The sequence below is a fragment of the Streptomyces sp. DS1-CR2 genome, from assembly GCF_055760475.1.
In genome coordinates, this window is the sequence record NZ_CM147085.1 from 4,962,903 (window position 1) to 4,978,451 (window position 15,549).

Annotated in this window: 16 protein-coding genes and 1 pseudogene; 7 read left to right on the forward strand and 10 right to left on the reverse strand. The window is 70.7% G+C overall.

Going from position 1 to position 15,549, the window contains the following annotated elements; genetic code table 11:
* Positions 1 to 140: 140 nt before the first annotated feature.
* From ACY0PA_RS23810 to ACY0PA_RS23825, 4 genes and pseudogenes are all read right to left on the reverse strand, one after another.
* Entirely contained in the window at positions 141 to 758 is a 618-nt protein-coding gene (locus tag ACY0PA_RS23810; RefSeq protein ID WP_473079723.1) for a zinc-binding dehydrogenase, read from the reverse strand.
* A 6-nt stretch (positions 759 to 764) separates the two neighbouring features.
* Entirely contained in the window at positions 765 to 1,427 is a 663-nt protein-coding gene (locus ACY0PA_RS23815; RefSeq protein ID WP_473079724.1) for an FtsX-like permease family protein, read from the reverse strand.
* Positions 1,428 to 1,495: 68 nt separating this feature from the next.
* Positions 1,496 to 2,345: pseudogene (locus ACY0PA_RS23820) on the reverse strand (ABC transporter ATP-binding protein).
* Positions 2,346 to 2,425: 80 nt separating this feature from the next.
* A complete protein-coding gene (locus ACY0PA_RS23825) occupies positions 2,426 to 3,340 on the reverse strand; it encodes an IS982 family transposase (protein ID WP_473079725.1) in 915 nt (304 codons plus the stop codon).
* A gap of 314 nt (positions 3,341 to 3,654) precedes the next feature.
* On the opposite strand from ACY0PA_RS23825, the gene ACY0PA_RS23830 reads away from it, so the two are divergent.
* The 3 genes from ACY0PA_RS23830 to ACY0PA_RS23840 all read left to right on the forward strand — a co-directional run bounded on the left by ACY0PA_RS23830 (position 3,655) and on the right by ACY0PA_RS23840 (position 8,888).
* Positions 3,655 to 5,226, forward strand: a complete 1,572-nt coding sequence (locus ACY0PA_RS23830) for an IS200/IS605 family accessory protein TnpB-related protein (RefSeq protein WP_473079726.1) — start codon at positions 3,655 to 3,657, stop codon at positions 5,224 to 5,226.
* 106 nt (positions 5,227 to 5,332) lie between these two features.
* Positions 5,333 to 6,520, forward strand: coding sequence for a DUF2786 domain-containing protein (locus ACY0PA_RS23835; protein WP_473079727.1), 1,188 nt, complete (start codon positions 5,333 to 5,335; stop codon positions 6,518 to 6,520).
* Positions 6,521 to 6,638: 118 nt separating this feature from the next.
* Positions 6,639 to 8,888 (forward strand): FUSC family protein, encoded by a 2,250-nt coding sequence (locus ACY0PA_RS23840; RefSeq protein WP_473079728.1) that lies wholly within the window; start codon positions 6,639 to 6,641, stop codon positions 8,886 to 8,888.
* Positions 8,889 to 8,938: 50 nt separating this feature from the next.
* Here the strand turns inward: ACY0PA_RS23840 and ACY0PA_RS23845 are convergent, their stop codons facing one another.
* The 3 genes from ACY0PA_RS23845 to rpmB form a co-directional block, all read right to left on the reverse strand.
* The gene (locus tag ACY0PA_RS23845) at positions 8,939 to 9,430 is read right to left on the reverse strand and encodes a hypothetical protein (RefSeq protein WP_473079729.1); all 492 of its coding nucleotides are present in this window, start codon (positions 9,428 to 9,430) and stop codon (positions 8,939 to 8,941) included.
* Between the two features lie 75 nt (positions 9,431 to 9,505).
* The gene (rpsN, locus tag ACY0PA_RS23850; protein ID WP_356276129.1) at positions 9,506 to 9,811 is read right to left on the reverse strand and encodes a 30S ribosomal protein S14; all 306 of its coding nucleotides are present in this window, start codon (positions 9,809 to 9,811) and stop codon (positions 9,506 to 9,508) included.
* Positions 9,811 to 10,047, reverse strand: coding sequence for a 50S ribosomal protein L28 (gene rpmB / locus ACY0PA_RS23855; protein WP_473079730.1), 237 nt, complete (start codon positions 10,045 to 10,047; stop codon positions 9,811 to 9,813). Before rpmB ends, rpsN begins: the two co-directional genes overlap by 1 nt.
* 125 nt (positions 10,048 to 10,172) lie before the next feature.
* Between rpmB and rpmG the strand changes: the two genes are divergently transcribed.
* From rpmG to ACY0PA_RS23870, 3 genes are read left to right on the forward strand one after another with little or no spacing between them, the layout of a single operon-like run.
* On the forward strand, positions 10,173 to 10,337 hold the full coding sequence (gene rpmG, locus ACY0PA_RS23860) for a 50S ribosomal protein L33 (protein ID WP_324770702.1): 165 nt from the start codon (positions 10,173 to 10,175) through the stop codon (positions 10,335 to 10,337).
* Positions 10,338 to 10,342: 5 nt separating this feature from the next.
* Complete coding sequence (locus ACY0PA_RS23865; protein WP_473079731.1) at positions 10,343 to 10,597, forward strand: type B 50S ribosomal protein L31; 255 nt, start codon at positions 10,343 to 10,345, stop codon at positions 10,595 to 10,597.
* The gene (locus ACY0PA_RS23870; protein ID WP_473079732.1) at positions 10,594 to 11,733 is read left to right on the forward strand and encodes a CobW family GTP-binding protein; all 1,140 of its coding nucleotides are present in this window, start codon (positions 10,594 to 10,596) and stop codon (positions 11,731 to 11,733) included. The genes ACY0PA_RS23865 and ACY0PA_RS23870 overlap by 4 nt, the downstream gene beginning before the upstream one ends.
* Before the next feature lie 94 nt (positions 11,734 to 11,827).
* Here the strand turns inward: ACY0PA_RS23870 and ACY0PA_RS23875 are convergent, their stop codons facing one another.
* Complete coding sequence (locus ACY0PA_RS23875; RefSeq protein ID WP_473079733.1) at positions 11,828 to 13,285, reverse strand: aldehyde dehydrogenase family protein; 1,458 nt, start codon at positions 13,283 to 13,285, stop codon at positions 11,828 to 11,830.
* A 158-nt stretch (positions 13,286 to 13,443) separates the two neighbouring features.
* Positions 13,444 to 14,310, reverse strand: coding sequence for a helix-turn-helix domain-containing protein (locus ACY0PA_RS23880; protein WP_473079734.1), 867 nt, complete (start codon positions 14,308 to 14,310; stop codon positions 13,444 to 13,446).
* A gap of 266 nt (positions 14,311 to 14,576) precedes the next feature.
* Between ACY0PA_RS23880 and ACY0PA_RS23885 the strand changes: the two genes are divergently transcribed.
* The gene (locus ACY0PA_RS23885) at positions 14,577 to 15,059 is read left to right on the forward strand and encodes an ATP-binding protein (RefSeq protein ID WP_473079735.1); all 483 of its coding nucleotides are present in this window, start codon (positions 14,577 to 14,579) and stop codon (positions 15,057 to 15,059) included.
* 188 nt (positions 15,060 to 15,247) lie between these two features.
* Here the strand turns inward: ACY0PA_RS23885 and ACY0PA_RS23890 are convergent, their stop codons facing one another.
* A complete protein-coding gene (locus ACY0PA_RS23890; RefSeq protein WP_473086403.1) occupies positions 15,248 to 15,490 on the reverse strand; it encodes a DUF397 domain-containing protein in 243 nt (80 codons plus the stop codon).
* Positions 15,491 to 15,549: the final 59 nt, after the last annotated feature.

Genomic DNA, 15,549 nt, shown 5'->3' on the forward strand with positions numbered 1-15,549 from the left:
GCAGGGGCGGGTGGCGTCACGGGTGGCGTCGTGGTTGGCGGAGGCGGGGTCCTCGTGGGCGGCGCGTGCCGGCGGCCCTGCGTGTCCCGGGCCCGCGCCGGCTCACCCCACGAGGATCACCAGGACCACCACCTGTCGCCTCAGCCCACCAGCAGCACCAGCTTGCCCCGCACGTGGCCCGTCTCGCTCAGGGCCTGTGCCTTGGCCGCGTCGCGGAGGGGGAACGTGTCGGCGATCGAGATATGGAGTTGGCCGTCCGCGGCGGTGCGGCGGACGACGGTGGCGGCGTTCTCGCGGATGAGGAGCCCGACCGCTCCGGGCAGCCGGACCAGCCGCACTACCGGGCGTACAAGGAGCGGGGCGAGCGCGGCCGCCGCCGTGATGAGGATCATCGGCTGGGTGGTGTACGTCTTGCGCTTCAGGAGCGCCGACGGGTCGGTCCAGAGGGGGTGGACCGTCAGACCGAGTCCCAGGGGCAGCAGTGCGGCGCCGACGATCCGGCGGCTCCACGGCATGATGTCCGTGTCCACGTCTGCGTCCCGCAGCGCTTCCGCCGGGCCGATGCGTCCGGCGCGCCACGACGCGGCCCACGCTCCCGTGATCGCCACGAACAGGCCGGTCCAGAAGGTGAGTTGGAACGGCCAGTAGGCCCAGTAGGCCCAGTAGGCCCAGTAGGCCCAGGAGGACCAGGAGGACCAGGAGGACCAGGAGGTCCAGGGAGTCCCGGAAGTCCGGAGCGCCGTGCCGCTGCCGCTCACGGTGAATCACGTGGGCGCGGTTCCGTTGTCGATCAGCGCCCGGGCGAGCAGTGGGGCACCCCAGGAGCCGAGGGCGCAGCCGGTGGCGCTCGCCGCGACCCCGGCCGCGAGGGCCTCGGTGACGAGCTGCCTCCGTACGCGCCCCGGCGTGGCGCCCGCAAGCCGCAGCAGCCCGAACTCCCGCCTGCGCAGGGCGACAACGAAGGCGAACGTCGACGCCGTGACGAAGACGGCGACGAACGCGGAGACTCCGCCGGCCGTGCCCAGCATCGCCCGCACCGCCATGACCGCCTGCGCGTCGCGCTCCGCGCCCGGGTATGCCAGGCGCCGTGCCGCGCCGGCCAGGACCTGCGCCCGGTCGCCGACCACCTTGCGTACGGCGGCGGCCGAGGCGTCTACGCCGACCGCGTCCGGCGCGAGATGATCACGGTGAACGGTGCCCAAATCGGCGAGCTCGCCCAGCAATTCTTTGTCCACAGGCTGTGGATAGGGAATCTTCTTCGCGTCCGGGGCGCGGTTCGGGCCCCGGTCGACCTCTACGGTCAGAGTGTCGTGCGGCATGACCACGACAGGCTGCGCGGCGAACCGCTGCGGCTTGCCCGGAGGCGGGTCGGCGGCCGCCGCGAGCCCCAGCCCCATGCTCGCGACCAGGGCCACCCCGAGCGCCACGGCGACGAATGCCCCCGCGAAGAGATGCCAGCGCGTGCGCAGATTCGCCCAGGTGGAGGTGAGTGTGGTCAGGATGCGTCTGCCTCCTTGCCGAGCGACGCGTTGTCGGTGTTACCGGCGGGCACGGAACGAATGCCGGTGGACGTGCCGCCCGCATCCCCTTCAAGCCCCGCACGCCCCTCAAGCCCTTCCGGCGCTTCCAGCCCCTCAAGCCCCTCCAGCCCCGTCATCCGTGCAGCGACCGTCTCCGCGTCCGGCGCCAGAAGCTCGTCCACGACCCTCCCGTCGACCAGGAACACCACCCGGTCCGCGCGGGCAGCGGCCACCGGGTCGTGGGTCACCATCACCGTCGTCTGACCCTCCCGGTCGACCAACTCCCCTAACAGGGTGAGGACTTGATGTCCCGTTGTCGTGTCGAGCGCGCCCGTCGGCTCGTCGCCGAAGAGGACGGCCGGCCGGGTGATCAGGGCGCGGGAAAGGGGCCACCCGCTGCTGTTGGCCGCCGGAGAGCTGTGAAGGGCGGTGTCCCGCGCGCTCGGCGAGGCCCACGCGGCCCAGCGCCTCGCGCACCTCCGCGCGCGAGGGCCGCCGCCCGGCGAGCCGCAGGGGGAGCGTCACGTTCTGCGCGGCTGTGAGCGCCGGCAGCAGGTTGAAGGACTGGAACACGAAACCGATCCGGTCCCGGCGCAGGAGCGTGAGTGCCCGTTCGCCGAGTCCGGTGAGGTCGGTCCCGGCGACGGTGACGGTGCCCGACGTCGGAAGGTCCAGGCCCGCGGAGCACTGGAGGAGCGTCGACTTCCCGGAGCCGGAGGGCTCCATCGCGGCGGTGAAGGTCCCGGCGTGGAAGTCGAGGTCGGCCCCCGGGACGTCCCCCAGTGCTCGTGTTCGCGGGGAGCCGCGGCGGTTGTGTTGAGGCATGACCACACCTGCTGTGCGGCTCACCGCCGTACGCCGCGAGTACCGCGGCGTCGCCGCCCTAGATGATCGATTCCAAGGGATCAGTGGTCATAGGCGGTCAGTGAGCGCAGGACGAGCTGGCCGGTGTGGTCGTTGTGCCAGATCGCGGCGGTCAGCGCGAGGATGCGCTGCATGACGCGGGCGATCACGCCGGCCGGTGTGCGGCCTCGGTGCTGTTCGAGGTTGAGCTGGCCCTTGAAGGTCTCGTTGACCGACTCGATGACCTGCCGCAACGGCTTGAACAGCGGGGCCCCGGGCCGTTCCGGCTCGCCCTTGCGGGCCGGCCGCAGCAGCCGGATGTCCTGCTCGGCCACCTGGTGCTCGAAGTCGCGGCCGAAGTAGTTCTTGTCGCCGATCAGCGTCTGTCCAGGCCGGGCAGCGACGAGGTGCGGTTCGGCGGCGAGCAGGTCCAGCAGGGTCTCGCGTTCGTCGGCCTTGGCCCCGGTCAGGGCGAAGGCGATCGGCAGGCCCTGCAGGGTACACACCAGGTGCAGGCGCAGGCCCCAGAAGAAGCGGCTGTGGCTGGCGCAGTACCCGTACTCGGCCCATCCGGCCAGGTCGGAGCGTTTGACGGTCTCGCGGGAGCGTCCGCACTCCACCGGCGTGGAATCCACGATCCACACGTCGTCGCTCCATACAGAGGTGTCGGTAGCCAGCAGCCGGGTCACCCGCCGCAGCAGCTCGGCGGCCTTGCGCAGGCGCTTGTTGTAGCCGGGCTGCTTCGGCAGGTAGGGGAAGAGATGCCGCAGGTGGGAACGGGCATGGCGAAGCCACTTGGCCTCGGAGGTGAAGCCCAGCATGGCCTGCACCATCGCGAGCGTGACCAGCTCGGCATCGGTCAGTCGCGGAGCGATCCCGACCGCCGGACGCCAGGGCGCCAGATGCGGCGATGCCTTCAGCAGGTCGTCGGTCTTCACATAGAGTGCGGTGGCGAGGGAGTCCAACTCTGTCTTCACACACTGACGTTGGGCTCCCTCCCCTTATGCGCGCAGCCGATCCCTTGGAATCGATCATCTAGACGGGGTGGCGAACTGTTGGGCTCTGAGCGTGCTCCACCGCGCAGGAGCGAGTGTGAGTGTGTGGGGGCGTCCGGTGGGAACACGGAATCCTGTGTCGAATGCGTGACCTCGGTCGGGTCGGGCTCGTTGGGCGGGTGGACCGATGATCGGATTGCGCGAGTGGCTCGCTGGACGGAGTGGGTGGGGTGACGGGGAAGGCGTTGCGGGTGCTGGCGGCTCCGTTCGTGGCTCCGTTGCCGAGTGGGGTAGCCGTGCGGACCCGTCTCAAGGGCCTGTCCGTAACCGATACCGAGGTGCTCGGTGTGGTGGGGCGGCATTTGGGATCGTTGGCCGGACGGGATCTGAAGGTCCGCAGCAGGGCTGGGCTCGGTCACGATGCCGGTCAATGGGCGGCGCGTAAGCGGGATGTGAGTGCCTCCTCATCGGCGCGGTGGGCGGGGTCGGTTACCAAGGCCTCGCATGACCAGTGGGCGCTGGCGCGCCGGTGCCTGGCCGCGCATGTCCGGGAGTTGGAGGCGGGCATCACCTGTATCCGGCAGCGCCTCGCGCTGGAGCTGGGTGCCAAGGGCGAGCGGGGCGTGCCGGGCGGGTATCGCTCCCGGCGTGAGTGGCATGCCAAGTCGCGCCGCCTGCGCGTCCTTGAGGTCCGTCTGGCCCGGGCGCGGGCGGATTGGGTGGCGGGCCGGGTGCGGGTGGTGCGTGGCGGCAAGCGGCTGGCTAATGCCCGGCATCACCTGGATGCGGCCGGGCTCAGCGAGCAGGGGTGGCGCGCTCGTTGGGAGGCGGCCCGGATGTTCCTGTCCGCTGACGGCGAGTCCGGCAAACGCCTCGGCAACGAGACCATCCGTCTCGATCTTGACGGGCAGTTGAGCCTCAAACTCCCCGCCCCGCTCACCCACCTGGCGAACGCCCCCAACGGCCGCTACGTGCTGGCCGCCCGGGCGGTGTTCGCGCACCGGGGCCAGGAGTGGGCGGACCGGGTGGTTGACCACCGGGCAGTTGCGTATCGCATCCACCACGATGTGGTGCGAGAGCGCTGGTATGTGACCGCATCCTGGCAACGCACCCCAGCCCCTCCCCTCACCCCGGAAGCCGCCCTGGCAGACGGGACCGTGATCGGCGTGGACACCAACAACGATCACTACGCCGCCTGGCGCCTCGACGTCCACGGCAACCCCATCGGGCGTCCGAAGTGTTTCTTCTATGACCTGTCCGGCAATTCCGCGCATCGGGATGCGCAGATCCGGCACGCCACCAGCCGCCTGCTCCACTACGCGCACCAGCGTGGCGCGAGCGCTATTGCGATCGAGGACCTCGATTTCGCGGACTCCAAGACGCGGGAGAAGCACGGCCGTAACAAGCGTTTCCGCCGTCTGATCTCCCGCTTTCCCACCGCACGGCTGGCTGCCCGGCTCATTTCGATGGCTGCCGAGCAGGGCATCAGCGTGATCGCGGTCGATGCCGCATACAGCAGCCGGTGGGGCGCCGAGCACTGGCAGAAGCCGACCAGCATCCCCACCCATCAGACCACCCGGCATGAGGCCGCGAGCCTCGTGATCGGACGGCGCGCCCAGGGATTCGGGGCACGACGACGGACGACACCGCCCCCACGCGACCGGAGCGATCGCGTGGGGCATCGGATCGCCCAGGCCGCACCCCGACACCCCGGACGTGAGGGAGACCGCCCACCCCGGACCGGACCACCACCAGCAGTGGTGACGCCACCAGGGAAGCGAAAGCGGCGACCCAGCCCGCCCAACACCGTTCGGGACGGGCGTAGCGAACGAGAGTGGATCTACGACTCACTCCCGCTCGCTATCTAGGAACGGTATGGCCAGCCCTACCCCCTCGTATCCGCCTGAGACCATGGAAGAGAAGACACGGCAGCCCGCATGACAGACCAGACAGGCACGGAGACGGCGCCCCCGCATGACGGAACGTACGACGCGGACCACGGTCGAGCGCGCCTTCGCGGCCGCCCTGTACGGGGAGGGCGCGGAGGCCGGGCTCGACACCGGCGCGTCCCTGCTCGCCGCCGACCCGTCCGCCGACACCCAACTCGCCCTGCGCGGCCAGGAGTTCGTGCGCCGGTCCTGGGAACGCGGCTGGCAGCCCGCCGACGTCATGCGCATCGTCGTACGTGACCTCGAAGAGAGTCCGCACGGATACATCGCGGCCCGTCTGATCCGCGCCGAGACCGCACGTTACGAATACCTGCCCGCGCGCTGGGACGCACAGCTCGCCGAGCTCCCGCAGGACCCGGGGCAAGCGTCGGGCCCCGGAACGCGGGGCCCCCGCCTCGACCGCTTCTCGTACGCCACCGCCGTCCTGGAGCTGTACAGACTCCTCCTGCGCCTCCCGCCGATAGAGGCCGTGGGGCCCGTGCCCGGCGAGTCCGTGGCGCGACCCGTCGCGGGGGAGCCGCGCGAGCTCGCCCGGATTCGCGCGCTGCTCGCCAAGGCCGAGGCGACCGGCTACCCGCCGGAGGCCGAGGCGCTGGCGGCGAAGGCGCAGGAGCTGATGACCAGACACAGCGTCGACGCGGCGCTCCTCGCGGCCCGTACGCACGCGAAGGACACGCCCGTCGCGTGCCGGATCGGCGTGGACGCCCCGTACGAGACGGCGAAGGCGGCCCTCCTGGACGCGGTCGCGTCGGCGAACCGCTGCCGCGCGGTGTGGAACAGCGGCTTCGGCTTCTCCACGGTTGTCGGCTTCGAGTCCGACCTGGAGGCGGTGGAGCTGCTCCATACGTCGCTGCTGGTGCAGGGCACGGCGGCGATGACGCGGGCCGAGGCCGAGCAGCGCGCCGGGGGACGCAAGCGGACCAAGACCTTCCGGCAGGCGTTCCTCGCCGCGTACGCGCACCGCATCGGCGACCGGCTCGCGGCCGTGGCGGAGGAGGTGACCGGCCGGAGTCAGGGGGGCGGGCTGCTGCCGGTCCTGGCGGCGCGCGATGTCGCGGTGGCCGGCCGGACCGACGACATGTTCCCGCAGACGGTGACGACCCGGATCCGGGGCGTCAGCGACGGCGCCGGCTGGGCGGAGGGCGTGGCCGCCGCCGACCGCGCCCGCGTCGCGGACCGCGCCGAGGTGCGCGGCGGCGCCACACACCGGTGAACCAGCCCTTGAACAAGCCCTGAACGAGCCCCTGAACAAGCCCTGAACCAGCCCCCAGGCCAGCCCCCGAACCGAACCACCCCAACCCATATGCCCGACTCACCCGTATTCTGACGGAGTGAGCTGGTTCCGGGCGCTGAAGGACACCACCCGCTCGGGCCTGAGTGTCGAGCGGAAACGTCTGGAACCCCTGATCGCGCTGCGCGGCGCCGCCGGTCTGGCCATCGTGATCACGATCAGTCTCACGTTCTTCGGCCCGGCGGTCGCGGCGAGCTCCGCGTTCGGCGCGTTCCAGGCGGCGATCGCCACGTTTCAGCGCAGCTGGCGCCCCCGCCCTGAGCTGGCCGTCGCCTCCGGCGCGAGCCTCGGCGTCTCGACGTTCCTCGGCTACCTCACCGGCGGCCACCTCGTCCTCTTCCTCGCGCTCCTCGTCCTGTGGACGTTCCTGGCGGGCCTCGCCTGGGCGGCGGGCCCGACGATCGGCATCATCGCGTCGTCGAACGTCGCGATGATGCTGGTCACGATCACCCTGCCGACCTCGGTCGCTGCCGCTGCCGGGCACGCCGCGATGATGGTCTTCGGCGGTCTCGTCCAGGCCGCCCTCGTGATCCTCTTCCCGGTACGCAGATGGGGCGCGCACCGCGACGCCCTGGCCGACGCGCTCGCCGCGGAGGCCGACTATGCGCGCCGGCTGCGCCACGACCCGGTCGCCCCGTTCGACGGGGAACCGCTGATGCTGGCGCGCAGCGCCGCCGCGCTCACCCCGCGCCAGGCCCGCACCCGCCCGGCCCAGCTGCGCGGCGCCCGCGGCATCGCCGAACGCATCCGCCCGGTCCTCGCCTCCCTCGCGGACCCGGCCGTCGGCGTCCCGGACGAGGGGCCCGAACGCGAGCGCGTGCGGGAACTCCTGGGCGCGGCGGGCTCGATGCTGGACGCGGCGGCGCGGGCGATCCGCCACGGGGCCCCGGTCAAGGTGCCCCCGGCGGCGGTCGCCACGTTCAAGACCCCCGACACGGGGGCGATCCTCTCCGGCCCGGCGAAGCGGGCGGCTGCGCGCCTCGGCTCGCTCCTGAGGGACGTACTGGAGACCGCCGGCGCCCGGACGGACACCCAGCATCCCGAGCCCCGCAACGAGAACGCCCAGCTCAGCCGACCCACCCTCGTCCGGCTGCTCCCCATCGCGGCCGGAGCGATGCGCAAGGAGCTGCATCGCGGGTCGCCGATTCTCCGGCACGCCATCCGGGTGTCGGCCGTCGCCGCGGTCGGCTACCTCATCGGCACCGCCCTCCCCTTCGGCCACGGTTACTGGGCGCCGATGGCCGCCGTCATGGTCATGCGCCCCGACTTCTCACAGACGTACTCGCGCGCGGTGGCCCGTTTCGGCGGCACGCTCATCGGAGTCGCCCTCGCCACCGGGCTCGTCCAGGTCACCCACCCGGACACCGCCCTCTCCGCGATGCTCGCCGTTATCTGCGCGGGCCTGATGTACCTCGTGATGCGCACGGGCCAGCTCGCCGCGCAGGCCTGCATCGCCGCGTACGTCGTGTTCCTGCTCGGCATGGACGGCGAGGCGTGGGACCAGACGGTCCCCGAGCGGGTCGTCCTCACGCTCGTCGGCGGCCTCCTCGCGATGCTGGCGTACGCGGTGTACCCGGCGTGGGAGACGCCCCGCCTGCGCACCCGCCTCGCGGACTGGCTGCTCGCCCTCGGCCGGTACGGCGCCGCCGTGATCGGCCGCTACGCGGAGCCCGGCGGCGGGAACCTGCCCGATGTGCGCGAGGCCCTGCTCGCCGCCCGCACGGCCGAACTCGCCTGGCAGGAGGCCGCATCCAGGGCGCGGACCGAACCGGTGCGCCACCGCGGTCTCTCCCGCGCGGCGGCCGACGACGCCGAACACGCCCTGCGGCACATCGGCCGGGTCGAGATGCTGATGGAGGCGCACCTCCCCGAACGTGACGCGACCCCGGTCCCGGCGGGCGCCCGCCTCGCGAAGGCGCTGCGCACCGCCACGGAGGACGGCGCGCGTGCGGTGCGCGAGCGCCGGGTGCCGCAGTGGCAGGGGGTACGGGACGCTCTCGCGGACTGGGACGGCGAGGACGTACCGGACCGGGTCGTACGCAGGGGCGCGGGCCTGCTCATCGAGGCCCTGGAAGAACTCTCCGACGCACTCGACACCGACGTACCCCCGATCACCCTGAAACCCGACGCATCGCCCGAGGACCGGAAACCCGACGCATCGCCCGAGGACCTGAAACCCGACGCGTCGCCCGAGAACCAGAAGCCCGAGAACCGGAAGCCCGAGAACCGGAAGCCCGAGGATCAGAAACCCGAAGGGCCGCCCGGTCCGGAGGATCGAGCGGCCCGGTAACGGGAGAGCGGCTTACGAGGCAGCCGCGAGGGAGAGAGAACCCGCCCGCGTCAGGACGTCGGCAGCCCCATCGTCGGGAACCCCGACGGCAGCTTCCCGTTGTCCGTCTTGCGGAACGTGTCGTCCCCGAAGCCTTCCCACGACACCTTCAGGGTCGTGGCGTCGACGGACTTGACCTGCCCCATGTTCCGGTCGGTGTTCCCGTCGGCGCACTTCAGGGTGAGCATCTGCATGCCCATCTCGTCGCCGGCCGTCCCGCTGCACACGTGCTCGCCGACCAGGGCCACCTTCTTGCCGCTGATGAGCAGGGCGACGCTCTTGCCCTGGGACGTGGTGACCCAACTGCCCTGAAGACTCCCGGACTTCCCGCCGGAACCGGAGCCGCCCGTGTCGCCTCCCGTGGACGCCGTGGCCGAGGCCTGCGGCGTCTCCTTGGGCGTGCCGCCGTCGCCCCCGTCGCCGCTGTCGCTGCTGCATCCGGTGATCACCAGCGCCGCGGCAACTCCCGCCGCGGCGGCACCGATCCGTACGCGCTTCAGCACAAGATCCCCCTACGTTGCGGATGTGACTGCCGGTACATGGCCCGGCCCGCAGCAAGCTACCAGCCGCCCCTCACGTCACCAGGAAGACTTCCGCACCCCGGGCAGGAAGCCCGCATGCGCCTGCTCGCGCAGGTTCACCCTGGAGAGGCCGAAAGCGCGCAGATATCCGCGCGGCCGGCCGTCGACGCTGTCGCGGTTGCGTACGCGCGTGGCGCTCGCGTCCCGCGGCTGACGTGCCAACTCCCTTTGCGCAGCGGCCCGTTCCGCGTCCGTGGACGACAGCCGGCGCACGATCTCGTTGAGCTCGGCCCGTCGCGCGGCGTAACGGGCGACGACCCTCCGGCGCTTCTCGTTCTTCGCGATCTTGCTCTTCTTGGCCATCAGATCCTCACCCCACGGGCACGAATCCTGGCGACGGCGGCCTCGACGCCGATCGCGTCGACGGTCTTGATCGCCCTGGTGCTCAGCCGCAGCCGTACGTGCCTGCCCTCGCTCGGCAGCCAGTAGCGCTTGCGCTGGACGTTCGGGTCGAAACGGCGCGACGTGCGCCGGTGGGAGTGGGAGATGCGGTTGCCGAAGCCGGGGGCGGCCCCGGTCAGCATGCAGTGCGCGGACAAAACGACGTACCTCTCTCATTGGCTGTGGTCCGTGATCCGGAGCTGTGACCCGAAGGCCGCGCGGCCCCGGGGTCCTGTGACCCGGATCATTTTGGAAACGGGATTCATTTTCATATACTAGCCACATGGCACGCAACGAACTCCGCCCAGTGATCAAGCTCAGGTCCACCGCGGGTACGGGCTACACCTACGTGACCCGCAAGAACCGCCGTAACGACCCCGACCGCGTGACCCTGCGCAAGTACGACCCGGTCGCAGGCCGTCACGTCGACTTCCGAGAGGAGCGCTGAGCCCCGTGCGCAAGGACATCCACCCCGACTACGGCCCGGTCGTTTTCCGTGACCGCGCCGCGAACCACGCTTTCCTCACCCGGTCCACCGCCACCAGTGACAAGACCGTCGAGTGGGAGGACGGCCAGACCTACCCCGTCATCGACGTCGAGATCTCGAACGTGAGCCACCCCTTCTACACGGGCAATGCGCGCGTCCTCGACACCGCCGGCCGCGTGGAGCGCTTCGAGCGGCGCTTCGGGAAGAGGGGCGGCCGGTGACCCGGCTGCCCGTAGTGATCGTCGGCGGCCTGCACGCGGAAGCGCGCCGGGCCGCCGTCGAGGAACTGCTCGCCACGGTCCCGGGCAGCGTCGCGCTCCACCACGACCTCTCAACTGCCGTACAGGGCAAAGTCGTACGGACCCTGCGCGATGCCACCGGGGTCCTCGGCACCGGCGAGGCGCCCCTCGTCAACGACTGCGCGTGCTGCGCCCTGCGCGAGGACCTGGTCCCCGAACTGGAGCGGCTCGCGGACGCCGGGCTCACCCGGCTCGCGGTCGTCGAACTGTGGGACTCCGTCGAGCCCAAGGCGATGGCCGAGGTCGTCGCCGCGCACGGCGGACCCGAGCTCCCGGTCACCGGCGTCATCACCGGCGTGGACCCCGCGCTCCTGCTGCCGTACCTCGGGAACGGCGACGACCTCATGGACGCCGGACTCGCGGCGGCCGCCACCGACCGGCGCACCATCGCCGACACCTGGGCCAGACAGCTCGAATACGCTCCCGTGCTGGCCCTCGTGGACTCCCTCGAGGCCGACGACGCGGACCGGGCCCTGCTCGCCCAGCTCCACCCGACAGCCCGCCGAGTCGCGATCGGCCACGGCGACCTGGCGGGCGCCGCGCTCGGCGGATTCGACGTGGAGGCGGCAGCGGCGGCCCAGCATCCGGCGTGCGCGCTGCTGCCCGCGGACGCGGACGAGGCGGGTGTCTCCACGCTCGTCTGGCACCGCGACCGGCCGTTCCACCCGGAGCGGCTCTACGCGGCCCTGGAGGATCTGACGTGCGCGGCGGCCCGCAGCCGCGGCCGTTTCTGGCTCGCCGACCGCCCCGACACGCTCCTGCACTGGGACGCGGCGGGCGGCGCGCTGTGCGTCGAGAGCGCGGGGCCCTGGCTGGTGTCCCTGCCGGACGCCGCCTGGGACATGGTCCCGCCGGTCCGCCGCGCGGCCGCCGCCCTGGACTGGCACCCGCAGCACGGCGACTGCTGCCAGCACCTCGTCTTCACGTCACCCGGACTCGACCGCGACGGCCTCGCCGAGATCCTCGAGTCCTGCCTGCTCACCGACGCCGAGTACGGCGCGGGCCGCGAGTCCTGGAAGGGCCTGCCCCGCGCCTTCGACACTCTCCTGGAGGTCTGAATGTCCCCGCGCCGGCGCCGGCTCACCGCGGCGGTCAAGAACGCGCGCGAGACGGCGCTGCTGCCTTACGGAACACGCTGACCCCGGCTGAGGCTCAGAAGGGGAACTGGCTCCGGCCGTGCTGCACGGAGATCCACTTCTGGGTGGTGAACGCCTCGACCGTCGCCTCGCCGTTCAGCCGGCCGAGCCCGGACCGCTTCTCGCCGCCGAACGCGACGAGCGGCTCGTCGTGCACCGTCCCGTCGTTGACATGGATCATCCCGGTGTCGATGCGCCGCGCGAACGCGACGCCGCGCTCCACGTCCCGCGTGTGGACGGCCCCGCTCAGCCCGTACGGGGTGTCGTTCGCGACCGCCACCGCCTCCTCGTCCCCGTCGAACGGGATGAGGAGCGCGACCGGTCCGAAGATCTCCTGCCGCAGCACCGGGGAGTCGGCCGGCAGGTCCGTCAGGACGCTCGGCTCGACCAGATTGCCGACGGCCTTGCCGTGCAGCAGTGCGGTCGCGCCCTCCGCGAGTGCCTGGTCGACGACGCCCGAAACGGCCTCCGCCTGTGTGGAGTTGATGACCGGACCGATGACGGTCGACGGGTCGCGCGGGTCGCCCACCTTGAGGGACCTGACCTTGGCGACGAACTTCTCGGTGAACTCCTTCTCCACCTTGCGGTCGACCAGGATTCGGTTGGCGGCCATGCAGACCTGGCCCTGGTGCACGTACCGGCTGAAGACCGCCGCGTCGACCGCGTAGTCGATGTCCGCGTCGTCGAGCACGGTCAGCGCGCTGTTGCCGCCCAGCTCCAGGACGGCGTGCTTGAACTGGGAGGCGCACACCGTCGCGACGTGCTGGCCCACCGCGTCGGAGCCGGTGAAGGAGATGACCTTCGGCACGGGGTGGGTGAGGAGCGCGTCGCCTATCTCGGCGATGTCGGTGATGACGACGTTGAGCAGACCGCCAGGCAGGCCCGCGTCCTCGAAGATTTTTGCGACCAGGGAGCCACCGCAGATCGGGGTGTTCTGGTGCGGCTTGAGCACCACGCCGTTGCCGAGGGCCAGCGCGGGCGCGACCGACTTCAGCGACAGCAGGAACGGGAAGTTGAAGGGACTGATGACGCCCACGACCCCGACGGGAACGCGGTAGAGCCGGTTCTCCTTGCCGTCGACTGGCGACGGGATGACCCGCCCCTGGGGGCGCAGCGCCAGCTGGATCGACTCGCGCAGGAACTCCTTGGCGAGATGCAGCTCGAACCCGGCCTTGAGCCGCGTACCGCCGAGCTCGTCGACGATCGCGTCGGATATCTCGTCCTCGCGCTCCTCGACCAGGCGCAGCGCCCGCTCGAAGACGAGGCGGCGCGTGTACGCGTTGGTGTCAGCCCAGCTCTTCTGCGCCCGCTCGGCCGCGCGGTAGGCCTCGTCGACCTCGTCGGCCGACGCCACGGTGATGGAGGCCAGCTTGTCACCGTTGTAGGGGTTGAAGTCGATGATGTCCCACGCCCCGTGGCCGGGACGCCATGAACCGTCGATGTATTGCTGGGCCAGTTCGGTGAAGTAGGACATGAGATCCCTTGCTGCTGCGGGCAGACACCTAATGGCTCGTCATCTTACGTCTGTACCAGTCGAGTTGTGGCCTGGCTGGGGCGCCCGCCCGATCGTCATCGATCGCAAGACGCGGCAGAAGCGGTGCTTCTCGGCCAGTCCCGGTCGGCCAGTCCCGGTCAGCCGTTCTTGGCCAGCAGGCCCCGGATGATGTCCACGCTCTCCTCCGGCGTCGGGCACTCCGACTGGAGCTGCTTCATCGACCGCGCGTACTGCGTGACGTCCTCGCGCTTGTCGAGGTAGAGGGCGCTGGTGAGCTGTTCCATGTAGACGATGTCGGAGAGGTCGGACTCCGGGAAGCTGAGCATCGCGAAGGCGCCGGTCTCACCCGAGTGGCCACCGAATCCGAACGGCATGACCTGGAGCGTGACGTTGGGCCGCTCGGAGATGTCGATCAGATGCCGCAGCTGACCCTGCATCACCTTCGGTCCGCCGTGCGGGCGGTGCAGCGCCGCCTCGTCGAGCACCACGTGGAACTCGGGGGCGTGCTCGGAGACGAGGAGCTTCTGCCGCTCGAGGCGCAGCGCCACACGCCGGTCGATGTCCGCCTTCGGCGCGTCCTTCATGCCCCGGGCGACGACCGCGTGCGCGTATCCCTCGGTCTGAAGGAGCCCGTGCACGAACTGCACCTCGTAGGCGCGGATGAGCGACGCGGCGCCCTCCAGGCCGACATAGGTGGGGAACCAGCCGGGCAGGACGTCCGAGTACGTGTGCCACCAGCCCGCGACGTTGGCCTCCTTGACGAGGGAGAGGAGCGCGCCGCGCTCGGCCTCGTCGGCGACGCCGTACAGGGTCAGCAGGTCCTCGACGTCCCTGGCCTTGAAGCTCACCCGTCCCAACTCCATGCGGCTGATCTTCGATTCGGATGCGCGGATCGAGTAGCCGGCCGCTTCCCGGGTGATGCCACGCGACTCGCGCAGACGCCTCAGTTGCGAACCCAGCAGGATGCGTCGCACCACCGAGCCGCTCGACTCTCCCGCACTCACGTCGCTCCACCCTCCCCTTCGCTTCAGAAGCCGAAGTCTGCCATTAAAACGCTCCGGCCCGTACTCGGTCGGTTACAGAAACGGAAAGGTTGCGAAAGGTCTCCACAAGAAGTCGTGGGAATAAATGAGCAGCAAGTGGTACGTGGGGGGACAGGCCGGGCGCGTGCACGTGCATCTGCCCTTGCATCTGCTGTACGCATTCGGAACGATGGCCCACGCACCACCGCTCCAATCGCTATGTACCGCGAATTCCGGGAGTGCCTCGCATGGGGACGAATGGACCGGCCATGCTCGAGCCGTTAAGGCAGGGGCTTCCGCCACTCGACCCTTCAGGCGTCTCCAGCTCCGCCTCCTGCGCACTTCCCGCACGGTATGAAGCGGTGGGCAGCGCCCGTAAGTTCACGCGCGGGACGCTCGACGGCTGGGGCGTGCCGGAGAGATTCGACGACGTCTGCCTCGTCGTCTCCGAACTCGTCACCAATGCCCTGCGGCACGGGCTGCCCTCGGACACCCCGCGCTCACAGGACCCGCCGGTGCGGCTGCACCTGATGCGCTGGACCTCACGCCTGGTGTGCGCGGTGCGCGACCCCAGCGACGAGAGCCCCGTCGCCCGCGAGACGGACGACGACTTCAACGCCGAATCGGGCCGCGGCCTGTTCCTCGTCGACTCGTTCAGCGACAGCTGGGGCTGGCATCCGCTGGCCGGCAGGCTGAACGGGAAAGTGGTGTGGGCGCTGTTCCGGCTGTGAGGGCGGGCGGGCAACTGGCCGCTGGTTACCCGCGACTGACGACTGGTTACCCGCGACTGACCACTGTCATCTGACGGCTGACATTTGTCGTTATCTGTCATCTGTCAGTTGATGTCCGTCAGTTGTTACCTGCCAGCCGTCACCCGTCAGTCGACAGCTGCTGCCCGTCACCGATCGCCCGTCACCGGTCACCCGTCGGCTATCAGATGGTCGAACTCCCCGTCCTTGACGCCCAGCAGCATGGCCTCGATCTCGGCGGGCGTGTAGACGAGTGCCGGGCCCTCCGGGAAGTTCGAGTTTCGCATCGCCACTCGGCCCCCCGGCAATTTCGCGAACTCCACGCAGGAGCCCTGCGAGTTGCTGTGCCTGCTCTTCTGCCAGGCCACACCGTGGAGCTCCGTGGCCGCCATGCCGTTGTACACGTGGTGCACAGGTCGCTCCCCGGTCGTGCTGTGGCCTACGAGGCTCATGTGGCCAGCGAGTCAGGTGT